Origin of the sequence: Pseudomonas sp. BN607 (assembly GCF_029871175.1) — a bacterium.
Taxonomy (GTDB): domain Bacteria; phylum Pseudomonadota; class Gammaproteobacteria; order Pseudomonadales; family Pseudomonadaceae; genus Aquipseudomonas.
This window is the reverse complement of sequence record NZ_SSOE01000015.1, coordinates 91,970-108,937: the sequence shown is the minus strand read 5'-3', so window position 1 is coordinate 108,937 and position 16,968 is coordinate 91,970. Positions and strand designations below refer to the sequence as shown.

21 protein-coding genes are annotated in these 16,968 nt (G+C 61.7%); 10 read left to right on the top strand and 11 right to left on the bottom strand.

What is annotated here, in order from left to right; genetic code table 11:
- Positions 1-10: 10 nt before the first annotated feature.
- Positions 11-661: a FadR/GntR family transcriptional regulator gene (locus E8E68_RS00615; RefSeq protein ID WP_280339135.1), complete on the bottom strand. Its 651-nt coding sequence runs from the start codon at positions 659-661 to the stop codon at positions 11-13.
- A gap of 139 nt (positions 662-800) precedes the next feature.
- Here E8E68_RS00615 and E8E68_RS00610 point away from each other — a divergent pair, with 139 nt between their 5' ends.
- Complete coding sequence (locus E8E68_RS00610; protein ID WP_280339133.1) at positions 801-1,985, top strand: alkaline phosphatase family protein; 1,185 nt, start codon at positions 801-803, stop codon at positions 1,983-1,985.
- Positions 1,986-2,056: 71 nt separating this feature from the next.
- Here the strand turns inward: E8E68_RS00610 and hisC are convergent, their stop codons facing one another.
- The 10 genes from hisC to E8E68_RS00560 form a co-directional block, all read right to left on the bottom strand.
- Positions 2,057-3,103 carry a histidinol-phosphate transaminase gene (gene hisC / locus E8E68_RS00605; RefSeq protein WP_266028451.1) on the bottom strand — a complete coding sequence of 349 codons (1,047 nt, stop codon included), beginning with the start codon at positions 3,101-3,103 and terminating at the stop codon, positions 2,057-2,059.
- 2 nt (positions 3,104-3,105) lie between these two features.
- Positions 3,106-4,431: a histidinol dehydrogenase gene (gene hisD, locus E8E68_RS00600; RefSeq protein WP_266028452.1), complete on the bottom strand. Its 1,326-nt coding sequence runs from the start codon at positions 4,429-4,431 to the stop codon at positions 3,106-3,108.
- 129 nt (positions 4,432-4,560) lie between these two features.
- On the bottom strand, positions 4,561-5,196 hold the full coding sequence (hisG, locus tag E8E68_RS00595) for an ATP phosphoribosyltransferase (RefSeq protein WP_110744862.1): 636 nt from the start codon (positions 5,194-5,196) through the stop codon (positions 4,561-4,563).
- Between the two features lie 91 nt (positions 5,197-5,287).
- The gene (gene murA / locus E8E68_RS00590) at positions 5,288-6,553 is read right to left on the bottom strand and encodes a UDP-N-acetylglucosamine 1-carboxyvinyltransferase (RefSeq protein WP_266028455.1); all 1,266 of its coding nucleotides are present in this window, start codon (positions 6,551-6,553) and stop codon (positions 5,288-5,290) included.
- 23 nt (positions 6,554-6,576) lie between these two features.
- A complete protein-coding gene (locus E8E68_RS00585) occupies positions 6,577-6,816 on the bottom strand; it encodes a BolA family protein (RefSeq protein ID WP_003255121.1) in 240 nt (79 codons plus the stop codon).
- Positions 6,817-6,933: 117 nt separating this feature from the next.
- A complete protein-coding gene (locus E8E68_RS00580) occupies positions 6,934-7,236 on the bottom strand; it encodes an STAS domain-containing protein (RefSeq protein WP_266028457.1) in 303 nt (100 codons plus the stop codon).
- Positions 7,233-7,880 carry an ABC transporter substrate-binding protein gene (locus tag E8E68_RS00575; RefSeq protein WP_110744865.1) on the bottom strand — a complete coding sequence of 216 codons (648 nt, stop codon included), beginning with the start codon at positions 7,878-7,880 and terminating at the stop codon, positions 7,233-7,235. The genes E8E68_RS00580 and E8E68_RS00575 overlap by 4 nt, the downstream gene beginning before the upstream one ends.
- 9 nt (positions 7,881-7,889) lie before the next feature.
- Positions 7,890-8,375, bottom strand: coding sequence for an outer membrane lipid asymmetry maintenance protein MlaD (mlaD, locus tag E8E68_RS00570; RefSeq protein ID WP_010952152.1), 486 nt, complete (start codon positions 8,373-8,375; stop codon positions 7,890-7,892).
- Positions 8,375-9,172 carry a lipid asymmetry maintenance ABC transporter permease subunit MlaE gene (gene mlaE / locus E8E68_RS00565; protein WP_110744866.1) on the bottom strand — a complete coding sequence of 266 codons (798 nt, stop codon included), beginning with the start codon at positions 9,170-9,172 and terminating at the stop codon, positions 8,375-8,377. Before mlaE ends, mlaD begins: the two co-directional genes overlap by 1 nt.
- A complete protein-coding gene (locus tag E8E68_RS00560) occupies positions 9,172-9,981 on the bottom strand; it encodes an ATP-binding cassette domain-containing protein (RefSeq protein WP_110744867.1) in 810 nt (269 codons plus the stop codon). Before E8E68_RS00560 ends, mlaE begins: the two co-directional genes overlap by 1 nt.
- Positions 9,982-10,230: 249 nt before the next feature.
- Between E8E68_RS00560 and E8E68_RS00555 the strand changes: the two genes are divergently transcribed.
- From E8E68_RS00555 to rapZ, 9 genes are all read left to right on the top strand, one after another.
- On the top strand, positions 10,231-11,205 hold the full coding sequence (locus tag E8E68_RS00555; protein ID WP_266028460.1) for a KpsF/GutQ family sugar-phosphate isomerase: 975 nt from the start codon (positions 10,231-10,233) through the stop codon (positions 11,203-11,205).
- Positions 11,206-11,216: 11 nt separating this feature from the next.
- Complete coding sequence (locus E8E68_RS00550) at positions 11,217-11,741, top strand: HAD family hydrolase (RefSeq protein ID WP_110744869.1); 525 nt, start codon at positions 11,217-11,219, stop codon at positions 11,739-11,741.
- A gap of 8 nt (positions 11,742-11,749) precedes the next feature.
- On the top strand, positions 11,750-12,322 hold the full coding sequence (gene lptC, locus E8E68_RS00545; RefSeq protein WP_266028461.1) for an LPS export ABC transporter periplasmic protein LptC: 573 nt from the start codon (positions 11,750-11,752) through the stop codon (positions 12,320-12,322).
- Positions 12,309-12,833 (top strand): lipopolysaccharide transport periplasmic protein LptA, encoded by a 525-nt coding sequence (gene lptA, locus E8E68_RS00540; protein ID WP_063911362.1) that lies wholly within the window; start codon positions 12,309-12,311, stop codon positions 12,831-12,833. The genes lptC and lptA overlap by 14 nt, the downstream gene beginning before the upstream one ends.
- Complete coding sequence (lptB, locus tag E8E68_RS00535; protein ID WP_110744871.1) at positions 12,834-13,559, top strand: LPS export ABC transporter ATP-binding protein; 726 nt, start codon at positions 12,834-12,836, stop codon at positions 13,557-13,559.
- A 176-nt stretch (positions 13,560-13,735) separates the two neighbouring features.
- Positions 13,736-15,229, top strand: coding sequence for an RNA polymerase factor sigma-54 (locus tag E8E68_RS00530; RefSeq protein WP_110744872.1), 1,494 nt, complete (start codon positions 13,736-13,738; stop codon positions 15,227-15,229).
- 79 nt (positions 15,230-15,308) lie between these two features.
- Positions 15,309-15,617: a ribosome-associated translation inhibitor RaiA gene (gene raiA / locus E8E68_RS00525; RefSeq protein WP_003255135.1), complete on the top strand. Its 309-nt coding sequence runs from the start codon at positions 15,309-15,311 to the stop codon at positions 15,615-15,617.
- Between the two features lie 12 nt (positions 15,618-15,629).
- Complete coding sequence (gene ptsN, locus E8E68_RS00520) at positions 15,630-16,094, top strand: PTS IIA-like nitrogen regulatory protein PtsN (RefSeq protein WP_266028465.1); 465 nt, start codon at positions 15,630-15,632, stop codon at positions 16,092-16,094.
- Positions 16,095-16,096: 2 nt separating this feature from the next.
- Positions 16,097-16,951, top strand: coding sequence for an RNase adapter RapZ (gene rapZ, locus E8E68_RS00515; protein ID WP_266028467.1), 855 nt, complete (start codon positions 16,097-16,099; stop codon positions 16,949-16,951).
- Positions 16,952-16,968: the final 17 nt, after the last annotated feature.

Sequence of the window (16,968 nt, the reverse complement as noted above, 5' to 3'; positions counted from 1 at the left end):
CTTCTCGGGTTCAGGATTCGATGAGGGTACGGCTCAGGCGCTTGGCCCGCTCCGCGTCGCGTTGCTCGATGGCGTCGAGGATCTGCCCATGCAGGTCGAACGTGGCCTGGCAGCGTGGCACGGTGGCCATGTTGTGTTGCAGCGCGGCAGCCACCACCCCGGAAAAGTAGCGATACAACTCGCTTAACGCCGGGTTGTGGGCGGCATCGACCAACCGTTGGTGGAACACCAGGTCGCAGGCCACATAGGTATCGACATCCCCGTGAAAGTGCCCGGCACTGCCGGCAAGGGCATCGCGAAGCGCCTGCAGGTCGGCTTCGGTACGCCGCACCGCTGCCAGGGCAATGGCCTCGGTTTCGAGGATATGCCGGGTTTCCCGGGCCTGCTCAGCCGTGCAGCGGGACATTGCCTGCACCGCCTGCAACGGATCCTGGGCAGTGCGCAGGTAGCTGCCATCGCCTTGGCGGATTTCGACCAGGCCACTGAAAGCCAGCACGCGCATGGCCTCACGCACGGTATTACGGCTGATCCCCAACTGCTGGGCCAGTTCCGGTTCGGTCGGCAGACGCTGGCCGACCTGCCAATGGCCCAACACGATTCGCTCGCGCATGCGCTCCACCGCCAGCTCTACCAAGGAACGCTTGGTCAACTCTGTAGTCATGCCATTCAACCAATCATCCGACGAATTAGCTCAAGTTACTGGATAGTGGTTAACAGCGCAAACCGCCTGGTATTTCTGCCAGTTGTGCAGGAGAAGGCGAATTGCAACGCTCGCCGGGTACTCCCAGGAAGATACCAACATGCGACTGGCAAGCCTGCTGCTAATGCTGTTCCTGACCCTGCTGCCTGGCTGTGAGCCGAGCCGCCAACCCAGCCGGCCAAAGGCATTGTTCATCGGCCTGGACGGCGTGCAGCTGCAGGAATATCTGCAGCTGGGCGACGCCACGAACCTGACGCAACGGCTGTACCATGGCAGGGCCTACGCCGGGGGCGTGAACGGCAAAGCCAGTGAGCAACCCACCTTGAGCGGCCCCGGTTGGGTCACCCTGCTGACAGGCGTCTGGAGCAACAAACATGGCGTCGACTCGGACGCCGAGTCCCTGCGGGTGAACCCGGCATTTCCCAGCCTCTTCAAGCGGTTGCGCCTGGCCTTGCCCAACGCTTACCTCTCCAGCATCGTCAACTGGCACCCCATCAACACAGCGTTCCTGCTGGAAGACGCCCACGGCGCCGACGTGCGCGAAAGTGGTTTGACGGATGCACAGGTGATCGATCGCGCCTTGCAGATACTCACCGATACGCCCGCAGACTTCACCTTCGTTCAACTGGACGAGCCGGACCAGGTGGGCCACAACCAGGGGTACGGCGAGCGTTACCAACAGGCATTGCGCAAGGTTGACAGCGAGCTCGGTCGGCTGCTGGACAAGGTAGACCAGCGACGTCACATGTTCCCGCAGGAAGACTGGCTGGTGATCGTCAGCACCGATCACGGTCGCGATTATTGGGGCAAAGGCCACGGCAGCGCTTCGGAGCAGGAAAAAAGCATCTTCATCGCCAGCAACAAACCGCTGAATCAGGAACTGACCGAACTGAGCGTGCCCGCGGAAATGCCAGGGCCCGACAACCTGTACGGCCTTCCCGCGCAGACCTCGGTGGCGCCCACTGTGTTACGCCATATGGGCCTGAGGTTGCAGCCGGAGTGGCTATTGGACGGCACGCCCTTGCTCGGTGATACGGGCGTGCGCAAGGCGCGGGCTGATGAGCACAAAGGGCGACTGCGCTGGAACAGCGATGCCAATGGCTACCTGACGATACTGAAGAATGGGCATGTGGTTGCCCAAGTAGCAGCCAGGGCCGAGCAATGGACCGACCCTGAAGGCATGGGGCAGCAGAACGACTATGCGCTGGTGCTGGACGGCACACCGGTGGCGGTGCGCAACAGGCCGGCGGCCAAGACGTTTGCCATAGAAGAGATCAGCTATTAAGCAGGACGCGCTTTCTGCTGGAGCAGCCTTATACCGCTAAAGGGCCACGTAACAGCAGAAAGCGATGCCGGTCAGTTCAACGCATCAAGCAGCGCCTGGTTCATCTCTGGCGTGCCGATGGTAATGCGCAGGAACTGGGCGATCCGCGCCTGTTTGAAGTGCCGCACGATCACACCCTGCTCGCGCAGGCGCGCTGCCAGCTCGGCGGCATCCTGTTGCGGGTGGCGAGCAAAGATGAAGTTGGCAGCCGATGGCAGCACTTCAAAGCCCTTGGCCTGCAACTGGGCTACCAACAGCTCGCGGCTGTCGATCACCTTGCGGCAGGTTTCCTCGAAGTAAGCGCGGTCTTCGAACGCCACTGCCGCACCGACGATTGCCGCACGGTCCAGCGGGTACGAGTTGAAGCTGTTCTTGATCCGCTCCAGCGCCTCGATCAGGTCCGGATGCCCCACTGCCAGGCCTACCCGCAAGCCAGCCAGCGAGCGCGACTTCGACAGGGTCTGGGTAACCAGCAGGTTGTCATAGCGGTCAACCAGGCTGATGGCGGTTTCGCCACCGAAATCGATGTAGGCTTCATCCACCACCACCACCGAATCACGGTTGGCCTGCAGCAACTGTTCCACTGCCTGCAGCGGCATCAAGCAGCCGGTGGGTGCATTGGGGTTGGGGAAAATGATGCCGGCATTGGGCTTGTTGTAGTCTTCGATGCGGATCTGGAACTGCTCGTCCAGCGCTACTTGTTCGAAGGCGATGCCATACAGCCCACAGTAGACCGGATAGAAGCTGTAGCTGATGTCCGGGAACAGCAGGGGTGCATCGTGCTGGAACAGGCCGTGGAAGATGTGCGCCAGCACCTCGTCCGAGCCATTGCCGACAAACACCTGCGCGGTGGTCACACCGTAGTATTCGGCCACGGCCTGCTTAAGCCGGTCACCATTCGGGTCCGGATACAGCCGCAGGTTATCGTTGAGCTCGCCGCGCATGGCCTCCAGCGCCTTGGGCGAAGGGCCGTAGGGGTTTTCGTTGGTGTTCAACTTGACCAACCGTGCCAGCTTGGGCTGCTCGCCCGGCACGTATGGCACCAGACCCTTGACGAAGGGGCTCCAGAATCGACTCATGCTCAGTTCCCCTTCTCTTGGGCCAGGATACGGTATTCAGCGCTGCGGGCGTGGGCGGTCAGCGACTCGCCACGGGCCAGGACCGAAGCAGTGTGGCCCAGCTCGGACGCACCTTGTTCGGAGCAGAAGATGATCGAAGAACGCTTCTGGAAGTCATACACCCCCAGCGGCGACGAGAAACGCGCGGTGCCGGACGTTGGCAGTACGTGGTTAGGACCGGCGCAGTAATCGCCCAGCGCTTCGCTGGTGTGGCGGCCCATGAAGATCGCGCCTGCGTGGCGAATCTGCGGCAGCCAGGCCTGCGGGTCGGCTACCGACAGCTCCAGGTGCTCTGGCGCAATGCGGTTGGCGACCTCGATGGCCTGCTGCATGTCCCGCACCTGGATCAGGGCGCCACGGCCATTGATCGACTTCTCGATGATTTCGGCGCGCTCCATGGTCGGCATCAGCTTGTCGATGCTGGCGGCAACACGGTCGAGGAAGGCGGCATCCGGGCTGACCAGAATGGCCTGGGCATCTTCATCGTGCTCGGCCTGGGAGAACAGGTCCATGGCGATCCAGTCCGGGTCGGTCTGGCCGTCACACACCACGAGGATTTCGGACGGGCCGGCGATCATGTCGATGCCCACCTGGCCAAATACGTGGCGCTTGGCGGTGGCAACGTAGATGTTGCCCGGGCCGACGATCTTGTCCACCTGCGGCACGCTCTCGGTGCCGTAGGCCAACGCCGCGACGGCCTGGGCACCACCGACGGTGAACACGCGATCGACACCGGCAATGCACGCAGCGGCCAGCACCAGCTCGTTGACCTCGCCACGTGGGGTCGGCACCACCATCACCACTTCAGCTACACCGGCCACCTTGGCCGGGATGGCGTTCATCAGCACCGAAGACGGGTACGACGCCTTGCCGCCCGGCACATACAGACCGGCACGGTCCAAGGGCGTGACTTTCTGCCCCAGCACGGTGCCATCGGCTTCGGTGTACTGCCAGGAATCCTGCTTCTGCCGCTCGTGGTAGATGCGCACACGCTCAGCGGCTTTTTCCAGCGCTTCGCGCTGCACCGGGGTAATGCGGGTCAGCGCCAGCTCCAGGCGGTCGCGCTTGAGGATCAGGTCGTCAATCGACTTGGCGTCAACACCATCGAAACGCTGGGTAAATTCCACCAGCGCCGCGTCGCCGCGCTCACGCACAGCCTTGATGATATCGAGCACGCGCTGGTTGACCGCGTCATCGGACACACTTTCCCAGCTCAGCAGATGATCCAGATGTCGGGCGAAATCCGGATCAGCAGCATTGAGACGGGCAATTGCAGTGGACACGGTCATGGCGAGGGCCTCGATTATTAGCGAATGCTCAGGCGCCCTAGGCTACCAGTCCATCCGCGCGGGCACCCGAGAAAAATGGCTATGACGCGGATAGACGGGCGCGACCGCGAGGGTCGCGCGCAGGAGGTATCAGCCGCGGTGTCGCGATTCGACCGCCCCGCGCAGGGTGTCGATCAGACTCTGGATACGGGCATGCTGCATTTTCATGGAGGCCTTGTTGACCACCAGGCGCGAGCTGATCGTGGCGATCAGTTCCTGGGGCTCCAGGCCGTTGGCACGCAGGGTGTTGCCGGTGTCGACCACGTCGATGATCTTGTCGGCGAGGTTGATCAGCGGTGCCAGTTCCATCGAGCCATACAGCTTGATGATGTCAACCTGACGGCCCTGTTCGGCGTAGTAGCGCTTGGCTACGTTGACGAACTTGGTGGCGACCCGCAGGCGGCCCTTGGGCTCGGCAGCACCGACTGCACCAGCAGTCATCAGCTTGCACTGGGCAATCTGCAGGTCCAGCGGCTCATACAGGCCCTGGCCACCGTACTCCATCAGCACGTCCTTGCCGGCCACACCCAGGTCGGCGGCACCATGCTCGACATAGGTCGGCACGTCGGTGGCACGCACGATCAGCAGGCGCACGTCGGCCTGCGTGGTGGGGATGATCAGTTTGCGGCTCTTGTCCGGGTTCTCGGTCGGCACGATGCCGGCCTCGGCCAGCAACGGCAAGGTATCGTCGAGAATACGGCCTTTGGAAAGCGCGATGGTCAACATTGGAACGTCGGTCCTTAAGCGGCTACTGCCGGCCAGGTCATCGACCTGGCCGCATTCAATTCGAATGGTGCGTCCATGCACCAGTGGGCTACTAGCCCGGTACGCGGCGGATTTTCGCGCCGAGCATCTGCAGTTTTTCTTCGATGCACTCGTAGCCACGGTCAATGTGGTAGATGCGGTCGATCAGGGTATCGCCTTCGGCTACCAGTGCCGACAGCACCAGGCTGGCGGAAGCACGCAGGTCGGTGGCCATCACCGGGGCGCCCTTCAGCGTCTTGACCCCGGTGACGATGGCGGTGTTGCCTTCGACCTGGATCTGCGCACCCATGCGGTGCATTTCGTACACGTGCATGAAGCGGTTTTCGAAGATGGTTTCGATGACTGCACCAGTGCCCTCGGCAATGGCGTTCAGCGAAATGAACTGCGCCTGCATGTCGGTCGGGAATGCCGGGTACGGGGCGGTGCGCAGGTTGACGGCTTTTGGCCGCTTGCCATGCATGTCCAGCTCGATCCAGTCTTCACCGGTGTTGATGTCGGCGCCGGCTTCCTTGAGTTTTTCCAGTACCGCTTCAAGGATGGTCGGGTCGGTGTCCTTGACCTTGACGCGGCCACCGGTTACGGCAGCGGCAACCAGGTAGGTACCGGTTTCGATGCGGTCAGGCATTACGCGGTAGCTGGCCGATGCCAGGCGCTCGACGCCATCGATGATGATGGTGTCGGTGCCAGCGCCCTGGATGTTGCCGCCCATGGCGTTGATGAAGTTGGCCAGGTCGACCACTTCAGGCTCGCGCGCGGCGTTCTGCAGCACGCTGCGGCCCTTGGCCAGGGCAGCGGCCATCATGATGTTCTCGGTACCGGTAACGCTGACGGTATCGAAGAAGAAGTGCGCACCGCGCAGGCCACCTTCCGGCGCCTTGGCCTTGATGTAGCCGCCTTCGACTTCAATCTTCGCGCCCATGGCTTCGAGGCCACGGATGTGCAGGTCGACCGGGCGCGAGCCAATGGCGCAACCGCCAGGCAGGGCCACTTCGGCCTCACCGAACCGAGCGACCATCGGGCCCAGCACCAGGATCGAGGCACGCATGGTCTTGACCAGCTCGTAAGGCGCGACCAGGGTCTTGATAGTACGCGGGTCGATCTCCACCGCCAGCTTTTCGTCGATCACCGGCTCAATGCCCATGCGCCCGAACAGCTCGATCATGGTGGTGATGTCGTGCAGGTGTGGCAGGTTGCCCACGGTGACCGGGCCATCGGCCAGCAGGGTCGCCGCCAGAATCGGCAGGGCTGCGTTCTTCGCGCCCGAAATGCGGATCTCGCCGTCAAGGCGAGCGCCGCCAGTAATAATCAGTTTGTCCATTGGAATCTCGCCGCCAAGTTGGCTCAGGTGCGCTCAGCCCAGGCTGCGCTGCTGAAAAATTTCATGGTTACCGCATGGATGCTGCCATTGGCGATCCACGGATTCAGGTGAGCATAGATCGCCTGCTGGCGTTTGACCGGGCTCAGGCCAGCCAACTCGTCGCTGATCACGTTCAACTGGAAGTTGCAGCCTTCGCCTTCAACTTCGACCCGGGAACCCGGCAATTTCTCTTCAAGGAAGCTTTTAACTTCTACGGCCTGCATGCTCAACCTCAATCGGCGCCCGATGCGCACGGGTCGGCCATCATACAAAAAAGCCCCTCGCCTGCGAAGCCCAACGAGGGCTTCGCTGACCGAGGGGCCATCATCCGTGCCGGGCCATCAGGTTGCCAGCACTTCATCGAGGTCATAGACCTCGGCAATTTCACGCATGTCGTCAGGCATGCCGCGCACCTGGCAAGCCTTGCCGGCCGCCTGGGCATCACGCATGAACGCCAGCAGCAGCGACAGGCCGACACTGGTGGAGCGCTGTACTGCCGTGCAATCAAGCACCAGTTGCGCGTCACGGCTAGCCGCGATCAACGCCTTGCCTTGCTTGCGCAAGGCCGGCCCGCTGCGGAAGTCCAGCACGCCGGCCAGGCACAACACGCCCGGCTCGACCATGCTTACGGCAGCCTCGCTCATTTGACGGTCTTCTCCGGCGAGCTGTCGGCAGTCTGCTTGGCCTTGGCCACTTCGCCGGCCCAGCCGTCGATGGTCTTGTCCAGGTCGTTGCCGTTGCGCTGCATGGCATCGGCGAACTGGTCGCGGAACAGCTTGCCGATATTGATGCCGTTGACGATGACGTTACGCACCTTCCACTCACCGGCGATGTTTTCCAGGGTGTACTGCACCGGGTATACGGCACCGTTGTTGCCGGTGACCTTCATGCCGACGCTGGCACGCTTGCCGTCATCAGCCTTGGCCGGGTCGACGGTAATGCCCTGGTTGTTGTACTCCAACAGCGCGTTGCCGTAGAACTGCATCAGGCTGCGCTTGAAGTTTTCCTGGAAGCGCTGCATCTGCTCCGGGGTAGCCTTGCGCGAGTACTTGACGGTCATGATGCTGCGGGAAATACCGTCCGCGTCCACCACCGGGCCAAGAATGCGGTTGAGCGCATCGTAGAAGGCGTTGGGGTTGGACTTGTACTGTTCCTTGTTGGCCTTGAGGTCGCCGAGCAGTTCAGTGGTGGTGCCCTGAACCACATCGTGCGGGGTTTGCGCCGCCATGGTCAGCAGGGGGAAGGCCGCCAGCAGAACCAGCAGGCCACGTCGCAGGATCGAAATCATGGAAACTCCTTAATTAGCCGGTTGCGCTTCTTTCGGTTCCTTGCCAACGGAGTTGAGCAGGAACTTGCCAATCAGATCTTCCAGCACCAGTGCCGACTGGGTGTCGTGGATGGTCGCGCCGTCCTTGAGCACTTCGTCCTCACCGCCCACGCTGATGCCGATGTACTTCTCGCCAAGCAGACCAGCGGTCAGGATCGAGGCAGTGGAGTCGGTCGGCAGGTTGTCCACCGACTTGTCCAGCTGCAAGGTCACCCGACCGGTGTAGGAATCACGGTCCAGATCGATGGCGGTGACCTTGCCGATGGTCACGCCGGCCATGGTCACTTTAGCTCTGACCGTCAAACCGGCGATATTGTCGAAGTAGGCATAAACTTTATAGGTATCGCTGCTCGGGCTGGCCGACAGCCCGCTGACACGCAGGGCCAGCAGCAGCAGCGCCAGGATCCCGGCCAGGAGGAACAGGCCGACACCGATTTCCAGGGTGCGGTTTTGCATCAGAAATCTCCAAACATCAAGGCGGTCAGAATAAAGTCCAGACCCAGCACTGCCAACGAGGCGTAGACCACGGTCTTGGTGGTGGCACGGCTGATCCCTTCTGAGGTGGGCTCGCAGTCGTACCCCTGGAAAACGGCGATCCAGGTCGTGACGAAGGCGAATACCAGGCTCTTGATCAAGCCGTTGAGCACGTCGTCGGTGAAAGAAACACTGTTCTGCATGTTGGCCCAGAACGAGCCTTCGTAGACGCCCAGCCAGTCCACCGCCACCCACGACCCGCCCCAGATGCCAACCACGCTGAAGATCAGCGCCAGCAACGGCAGCGAGATGAAACCGGCCCACAGGCGTGGTGCAACGATGTACTTGAGCGGGTCGACGCCGATCATTTCCAGGCTCGACAGCTGCTCGGTGGACTTCATGTTGCCAATTTCGGCGGTCAGGGCGGAACCGGCGCGACCGGCGAACAGCAATGCTGTCACCACCGGGCCAAGCTCACGCAGCAGGGTCAGGGCGACCATCTGCCCCACCGCCTGCTCCGAGCCGTACTTGGTCAGGATGCTGTAGCCCTGCAGCGCCAGCACCATGCCGATGAACACGCCTGACACCACGACGATCGCCAGCGACAGCACGCCCACCGAGTACAGCTGCTTGGTCAGCAACTGGAAGCCGCCACCGATGCCGCCGCGACCGACCAGTGCATGGAACAGGAACAGGCAGGAGCGCCCCAGTACCGCCACCACGTCGATTGCCGAGCGGCCCAGCAGGCGGACACGTTCGAGTAAGGATTTTCTGCGCATCAACGCGCCCCCAGCAGGTCGGCGCGGTAGTCAGGCGCAGGAAAGTGAAAGGGAACCGGGCCGTCCGGGTCGCCTTTCATGAACTGACGAATCCGCGGGTTGTCCGAGCCCATCAGCTCGTCAGGCGTGCCTTGGCCCAGCACCTGGCCATCACCGACCACATAGATGTAGTCCGCGATACTGGCGGTTTCCGCCAGATCATGGGAAACCACGATGCTGGTGATGCCCAGGGCATCGTTGAGCAGACGGATGAGGCGCACCAGTACGCCCATGGCGATCGGGTCCTGGCCGACGAACGGTTCGTCGTACATGAGAATCTGCGGGTCCAGGGCAATCGCCCGGGCCAGTGCGACACGGCGCTTCATGCCACCGGACAGCTCGTCGGGCATCAGGTCGATGGCACCGCGCAGGCCCACGGCCTGCAGCTTCATCAACACGATGTCACGGATCATTTCGTCCGACAGCTGCGTATGCACGCGCAACGGGAACGCAACGTTCTCGAACACATCGAGGTCGGTGAACAATGCACCGCTCTGGAAGAGCACCCCCATTTGCTTGCGGGCGTCGAACAGGTCACTGCGCGACAGCGTCGGCAGGTTCTGCCCGGCAACCCATACCTCACCGCCGGAGGGGCGCAGCTGCGCGCCCATCAGGCGGAGCAACGTGGTCTTGCCGCAACCCGATGGCCCCATGATACCGGTGACCTTGCCGCGCGGGATGCGAATGTCGACGTTGCTGAAAATGCTGCGCGAACCGCGTTTGAAGGTAACACCCTTCAACTCGACCGCGTAGGCGCTATCCACACTCATCTAGACTCCTTGCTGATGCAGCCTCGTCCATATGGACGCCGGCCTCCATCTGGAAGGCACACGCACCCCTGACAGGCCGAATAGCGGCGAACTATAGCACCGCTGACAGCGCCGCCCCAAGGCCGGGCAACGAGTCGTTCAGCGCCGCGACAGGCAGGTCGGTGTTTTACCTGTGGCAATCGAAAGCGTGAGGGTTTCTTACATTGCGGCTATAATCGCCGCCTTTTCATCAGGCATTGCTTTTTCGACATGAGCCAATCCAGCGAGCTGATCCAATCCGCCCAACGCACCCTGCGCCTGGAACTCGAGGCCGTAGAGGGCCTGCTGGCGCGCATCGACGACAATTTCGTCAAGGCCTGCGAACTGATCCTGGCCAGCAAGGGCCGGGTCGTCGTGGTCGGCATGGGCAAGTCCGGGCACATCGGCAACAAGATCGCCGCGACCCTGGCCAGCACCGGTACCCCGGCGTTTTTCGTGCATCCGGCCGAAGCCAGCCATGGTGACATGGGTATGATCACCCGCGACGATGTCATCCTTGCCCTGTCGAATTCCGGCAGCACTGCCGAAATCGTCACCCTGCTGCCACTGATCAAGCGCCTGGGCATCAAGCTGATCAGCCTGACCGGCAATCCCGCTTCACCGCTGGCCCAGGCCGCCGAGGTCAACCTTGACGCCCGCGTCGAGCAAGAGGCTTGCCCGCTGAACCTGGCCCCCACCTCCTCGACCACCGCATCGCTGGTGCTGGGCGACTGCCTGGCCATCGCCCTGCTCGAGGCCCGCGGCTTCACGGCCGAGGACTTCGCCTTCTCGCACCCTGGCGGTGCGCTGGGCCGCCGCCTGCTGCTGAAGGTCGAAAACGTGATGCACGCCGGCGATGAGCTGCCTCAGGTACCTCGGGGCACCCTGCTCAAGGACGCGCTGCTGGAAATGTCCCGCAAAGGCCTGGGCATGACCGTGATCGTCGAAGCCGATGGCAAGCTGGCCGGAATCTTCACCGACGGCGATCTGCGCCGCAGCCTGGACCGCAACATCGATGTACACACTACCCTGATCGACCAGGTCATGACCGTTCATGGCAGAACCGCGCGCGCCGAAATGCTCGCCGCCGAGGCCCTGAAAATCATGGAAGACCATAAAATCGGCGCGCTGGTGGTGGTGGACCGCGAGGACCGCCCGACCGGCGCCCTGAACATGCACGACCTGCTGCGCGCCGGCGTGATGTAAGGAGCGATGGAATGAACCAGGACCTCATGCAACGCGGCAAAAGCATCAAGCTGGCAGTGTTCGACGTGGACGGCGTGCTCACCGACGGGCGCCTGTACTTCCTCGAGGACGGCAGCGAATTCAAGACCTTCAACACGCTCGACGGCCAGGGCATCAAGATGCTCATGAATTCTGGCGTGACCACCGCGATCATCAGCGGGCGCAAGACCCCGGTGGTCGAGCGCCGGGCGAAGAACCTCGGCATCCCGCACCTGTACCAGGGCCGCGAGGACAAATTGGTGGTGCTTGACGGCCTGCTCGCCGAACTGGGCCTAAGCTATGATCAAGTGGCCTACCTGGGGGACGACCTGCCCGACCTGCCAGTCATCCGCCGGGTAGCACTGGGCATGGCGGTCGCCAATGCCGCGCCGTTCGTACGCCAGCATGCCCACGGCGTGACCCAGGCACGGGGCGGCGAAGGCGCGGCCCGTGAATTCTGCGAACTGATCATGCAGGCCCAGGGTACCCTGGACGCTGCCAACGCCAACTACCTGTAAGGCTGCCCATGTTCAGCAAGAAAGCCCGAAACATTGTGCTGCTCGGGGCGATCGCCGCCCTGCTGGTAGCCATTGGCTACTGGAATGTCAGCCCGGAAAGCTTCCTCGACAAGCCAGTAGCCCAGGTTGACGAAAGCGCCATCGACTATTACGCGATCAATGCCCACAGCCTGCAGTTCCTGCCCGATGGCAAACTGCAGTACGAAATGACCGCGGACAAGGTCGAACACCTCAAGGCCAGTGAAATCACCCTGCTGACCACCCCGGACCTGCACTTGTACCGCGGTACCGAGTTCCCGTGGCACGTACAGAGCACCCGCGCCGAGGTGAACCCGGACGGCACCGAGGTCGAACTGATCGACAACGTCCGGGTTGCCCGCACCGACGAAAAACAGCGCGAAATCATCATTACCAGCTCACGCATGACCGTGTTCCCGCAGAAGCAATATGCGCAGACCGAGCAAGCCGTTAGAATCGACGGCGCCGGTGGCACAACTACGGGCAAAGGAATGAAAGCGTATTTGAAAGAAGGCAAGATGGACTTGCTCTCTAACGTAAGAGGACAGTATGAGGCTCGTTAAAACCCTCCCCCTTTTGCTCAGCCTGAGCGCAGCACTGGGAAGCGCGAGCGCCCTCGCCCTGCCGAATGACCGTGACCAGCCTATTCGCATCCAGGCCGATAATGCCCACCTGGATGACAAGCAAGGCGTGGCCACCTACACCGGCGATGTGATCATCACCCAGGGTTCGATGATGATCAAAGGCAACACCGTGACCATCACTCGCTCCGCCTCTGGCGATATCGACGTGGTGACCTCGGTGGGCAACCTGGCCTACTTCGAGCAGCAGCAGAGCGCGGCCAAGCCGGACAAGATGAAAGGCTGGGGCGTAACCATCCAGTACCAGTCGCAAAAAGACCTGGTGATCCTTACCGATCGCGCCAAGGTCGAAAACGAAGGCAACACCACCGAGGGCGAGAAAATCGTCTACAACACCCAGACCCAGGTGGCGACCGCCGGTCGTGGTGGCAACGTGACCTCACCGCGTCAGCGTATCGACATGGTGATCCAGCCCAAGAAGAAGGCCGAGTAAATGGCAACCCTCAAAGCCCAGCACCTGGCCAAGAGCTACAAGGGGCGACAGGTGGTACGTGACGTCAGCCTGTCAATCGACAGCGGCCAGATCGTCGGCCTGCTCGGCCCCAACGGCGCCGGCAAGACCACCTGCTTCTACATGATCGTCGGGCTGGTCCAGGCCGAACAGGGCCGGGTGCTGATCGATAGCCTCGATGTCAGCCATCAGCCCATGCACGGCCGTGCCCGCGCCGGCATCGGCTACCTGCCGCAGGAAGCGTCGATTTTCCGCAAGCTGTCGGTGGCCGATAACATCATGGCCATCCTCGAGACCCGCAAGGACCTCGACCGCGACGGCCGGCGCAAAGAGCTGGAAAGCCTGCTGCAGGAGTTCCACATCAGCCATATCCGCGACAACCTCGGCATGAGCCTGTCCGGCGGTGAACGCCGTCGCGTCGAGATTGCCCGTGCACTGGCGACCGCGCCCAAATTCATCTTGCTGGACGAACCCTTTGCCGGTGTCGACCCGATCTCGGTCGGCGACATCAAGCAGATCATCCACCACCTCAAGGCCAAGGGCATCGGTGTACTGATCACCGACCACAACGTGCGCGAGACACTGGATATCTGCGAAACCGCCTATATCGTCAACGATGGCCGGCTGATCGCTGAAGGCGACGCCGAAACCATCCTGGCCAACGATCTGGTCAAAGAGGTTTACCTGGGCCACGAGTTCCGCCTCTGACCCTGGCACAGGCCTGGAGTACTGGCTAATAGCCCCGAGACCCGGGTTAAAGTTGTTACGGTACTCTAGGCAAACGCTACAATTTAAGGCATAAAACTTGCTTGATCTGGCGCCCCGGCGCCCTCGTGTAGTGGATGGCGCATGCGCGCCGGCGAACAAGGTATTAAGCCCCAGCCATGAAACCATCGCTCGTCCTAAAAATGGGCCAGCAACTGACGATGACACCGCAGTTGCAACAGGCCATCCGCCTGCTCCAGCTATCCACCCTGGACCTCCAACAGGAAATCCAGGAAGCGCTGGAGTCGAACCCGATGCTCGAACGTCAGGAAGACGGCGACGACTTCGACAATAGCGACCCGATGGCGGACAACGCCGAGAACAAGCCGGCCGCCGAAGTCCAGGACAACAGCTTCCAGGAAAGCACCGTGAGTGCCGACAACCTGGAAGACGGTGAGTGGAGCGAGCGTATCCCCAACGAGCTTCCGGTCGACACCGCCTGGGAAGACATCTACCAGACCAGTGCCAGCAGCCTGCCAAGCAACGATGACGACGAGTGGGACTTCACCACCCGCACATCGGCCGGCGAAAGCTTGCAAAGCCACCTGCTGTGGCAGCTGAACCTGGCCCCGATGTCCGACACCGACCGGCTGATCGCCGTGACCCTGATCGACAGCATCAACGGTCAGGGCTATCTGGAAGACACCCTCGAGGAGATCTGCGCAGGCTTCGACCCGGAGCTGGATATCGAGCTGGACGAGGTCGAAGCGGTGCTTCACCGCATCCAGCAGTTTGAACCGGCCGGCGTCGGCGCCCGCAACCTGGGTGAATGCCTGCTGCTGCAACTGCGCCAGCTGCCCGCCAACACCCCGTGGATGAGCGAAGCCAAGCGCCTGGTCACCGACTTCATCGATCTGCTCGGCAGCCGTGACTACAGCCAGCTGATGCGGCGCATGAAAATCAAGGAAGACGAGCTGCGCCAGGTGATCGAGCTGGTGCAAAGTCTCAACCCGCGCCCCGGTTCGCAGATCGAGTCCAGCGAACCCGAATACGTGGTACCTGATGTGATCGTGCGCAAGGACAGCGATCGCTGGCTGGTCGAGCTGAACCAGGAAGCCATCCCGCGCCTGCGCGTAAACCCGCAGTACGCCGGCTTCGTGCGACGAGCCGACACCAGCGCAGATAACACGTTCATGCGCAACCAGCTGCAGGAAGCGCGCTGGTTCATCAAGAGCCTGCAAAGCCGCAACGAAACCCTGATGAAGGTGGCCACGCAAATCGTCGAGCACCAGCGTGGCTTCCTCGACCACGGCGACGAGGCCATGAAGCCGTTGGTGCTGCATGACATCGCCGAGGCAGTGGGCATGCACGAGTCGACGATTTCGCGGGTTACCACGCAGAAATACATGCATACCCCGCGTGGCATCTACGAACTGAAATACTTTTTCTCCAGCCACGTAAGCACCGCAGAAGGCGGAGAATGCTCGTCCACAGCGATCCGCGCGATCATCAAGAAACTGGTTGCGGCGGAAAATCAGAAAAAGCCATTGAGTGACAGCAAGATCGCTGGTTTACTGGAGGCACAAGGCATCCAGGTAGCCCGTCGCACCGTCGCCAAGTACCGCGAGTCCCTCGGCATCGCACCGTCGAGCGAGCGCAAGCGACTGATGTAGCCCCTGGGATGTGCCACAGCGTTTGTGGGGCAGGTGCAATACCTGCCTCTTTATGCACGGGCAACAAAGGAGAAGCTGTATGCAAGTCAATATCAGTGGACAGCATGTAGAAGTCACCCAGCCACTGCGCGATTACGTGCTTGAAAAGCTCGCCCGCGTGGAAAGTCACTTCGACAAGATCACCAACGTGCAGGTCATCATGAAGGTCGAGAAGCTGCAACAGAAGGTCGAGGCGACCCTGCAGATTCCCGGCGGTGAAGTGGTAGCCAACGCCGAACACGAAGACATGTATGCAGCGATCGACGCCTTGGCCGACAAGCTCGACCGCCAACTGAAAAAACACAAGGAAAAACAGCAAAGCTTGCTGCAAGGTGCAGCTGCCCGCTGATCCCCCTCATCCATGATCCGACTTGAAACCATCCTGACCCCCGGCCGTTCGCTTGTGAACGTGCCGGGCGGCAGCAAGAAGCGCGCCCTGGAAAAGGTCGCCACTGTCATCGCCGGCCAAGTACCCGAACTGGAGATGCAAGACGTCTTCGAAAAACTGGTCGCCCGGGAAAAACTCGGTTCGACCGGTTTTGGCAACGGCATTGCCATCCCGCACTGCCGCCTTGAAGGATGCTCCGCCCCGGTCAGCGCCCTGCTGCACCTGGAAGCCCCAATCGATTACGACGCCATTGATGGCGCGCCGGTGGACCTGCTGTTTGTCCTGCTGGTGCCTGAGGCCGCCACCGATGCGCATCTGGAACTGCTGCGCCAGATCGCCAGCATGCTCGATCGCAAGGAGGTCCGCGATCGCCTGCGTGCGGCCACCAGCAGTGAGGCCCTGTTCCAGGTTGTCCTGGACGTACAGAACGAGCATTGACCATGCGCTTGATCATTGTCAGCGGCCGCTCCGGCTCCGGCAAGAGCACCGCCCTCGATGTCCTGGAAGACAACGGTTTCTACTGCATTGACAACCTGCCTGCCGGGCTGCTGCCGCAGTTGGCGGAAAATGCACTGATCAACACTGAACTGCTGCAACCCAAGGTGGCCGTATCGATCGATGCGCGCAACCTGCCCAGCCACCTGACGCGCTTCCCGGAGCTGCTTGAAGACGCACGTGCCCGGCACATCCAGTGCGACGTGCTGTATCTGGATGCCGACGAAGACATACTGCTCAAGCGCTTCTCGGAAACCCGCCGGCGCCATCCGTTGACCAACGCCAACCGCTCGCTCGCCGAAGCGATCCGCGTAGAAAGCGAGTTACTGGGGCCGATCGCCGACCTGGCCGACCTCAAGATCGACACCACCAACCTGAACCTGTACCAGTTGCGTGACTCGATCAAGCTGCGCCTGCTCAACCAGCCCGAGCCTGGCACTGCGTTTCTGGTCGAGTCGTTCGGCTTCAAGCGCGGCATGCCGGTCGACGCCGACCTGGTGTTCGATGTGCGCTGCCTGCCCAACCCGTACTGGAAGCCCGAATTGCGCGAGCACTCCGGCCTCGATCAACCGGTTATCGATTACCTGGCCGCACAGCCGGATGTCGAAGACATGTATAACGATATCTCCAGCTACCTGCTCAAGTGGTTGCCACGCTTTGCCGCCAGCAACCGCGCCTACGTCACCATTGCCATTGGCTGCACTGGCGGTCACCACCGTTCGGTATACATCACCGAGCGCCTTGGTCAACAGTTGCAACAGTCCCTGAAAAACGTCCAGGTCCGCCACCGCGACCTCTAGCCCAAGGATCCACCCTA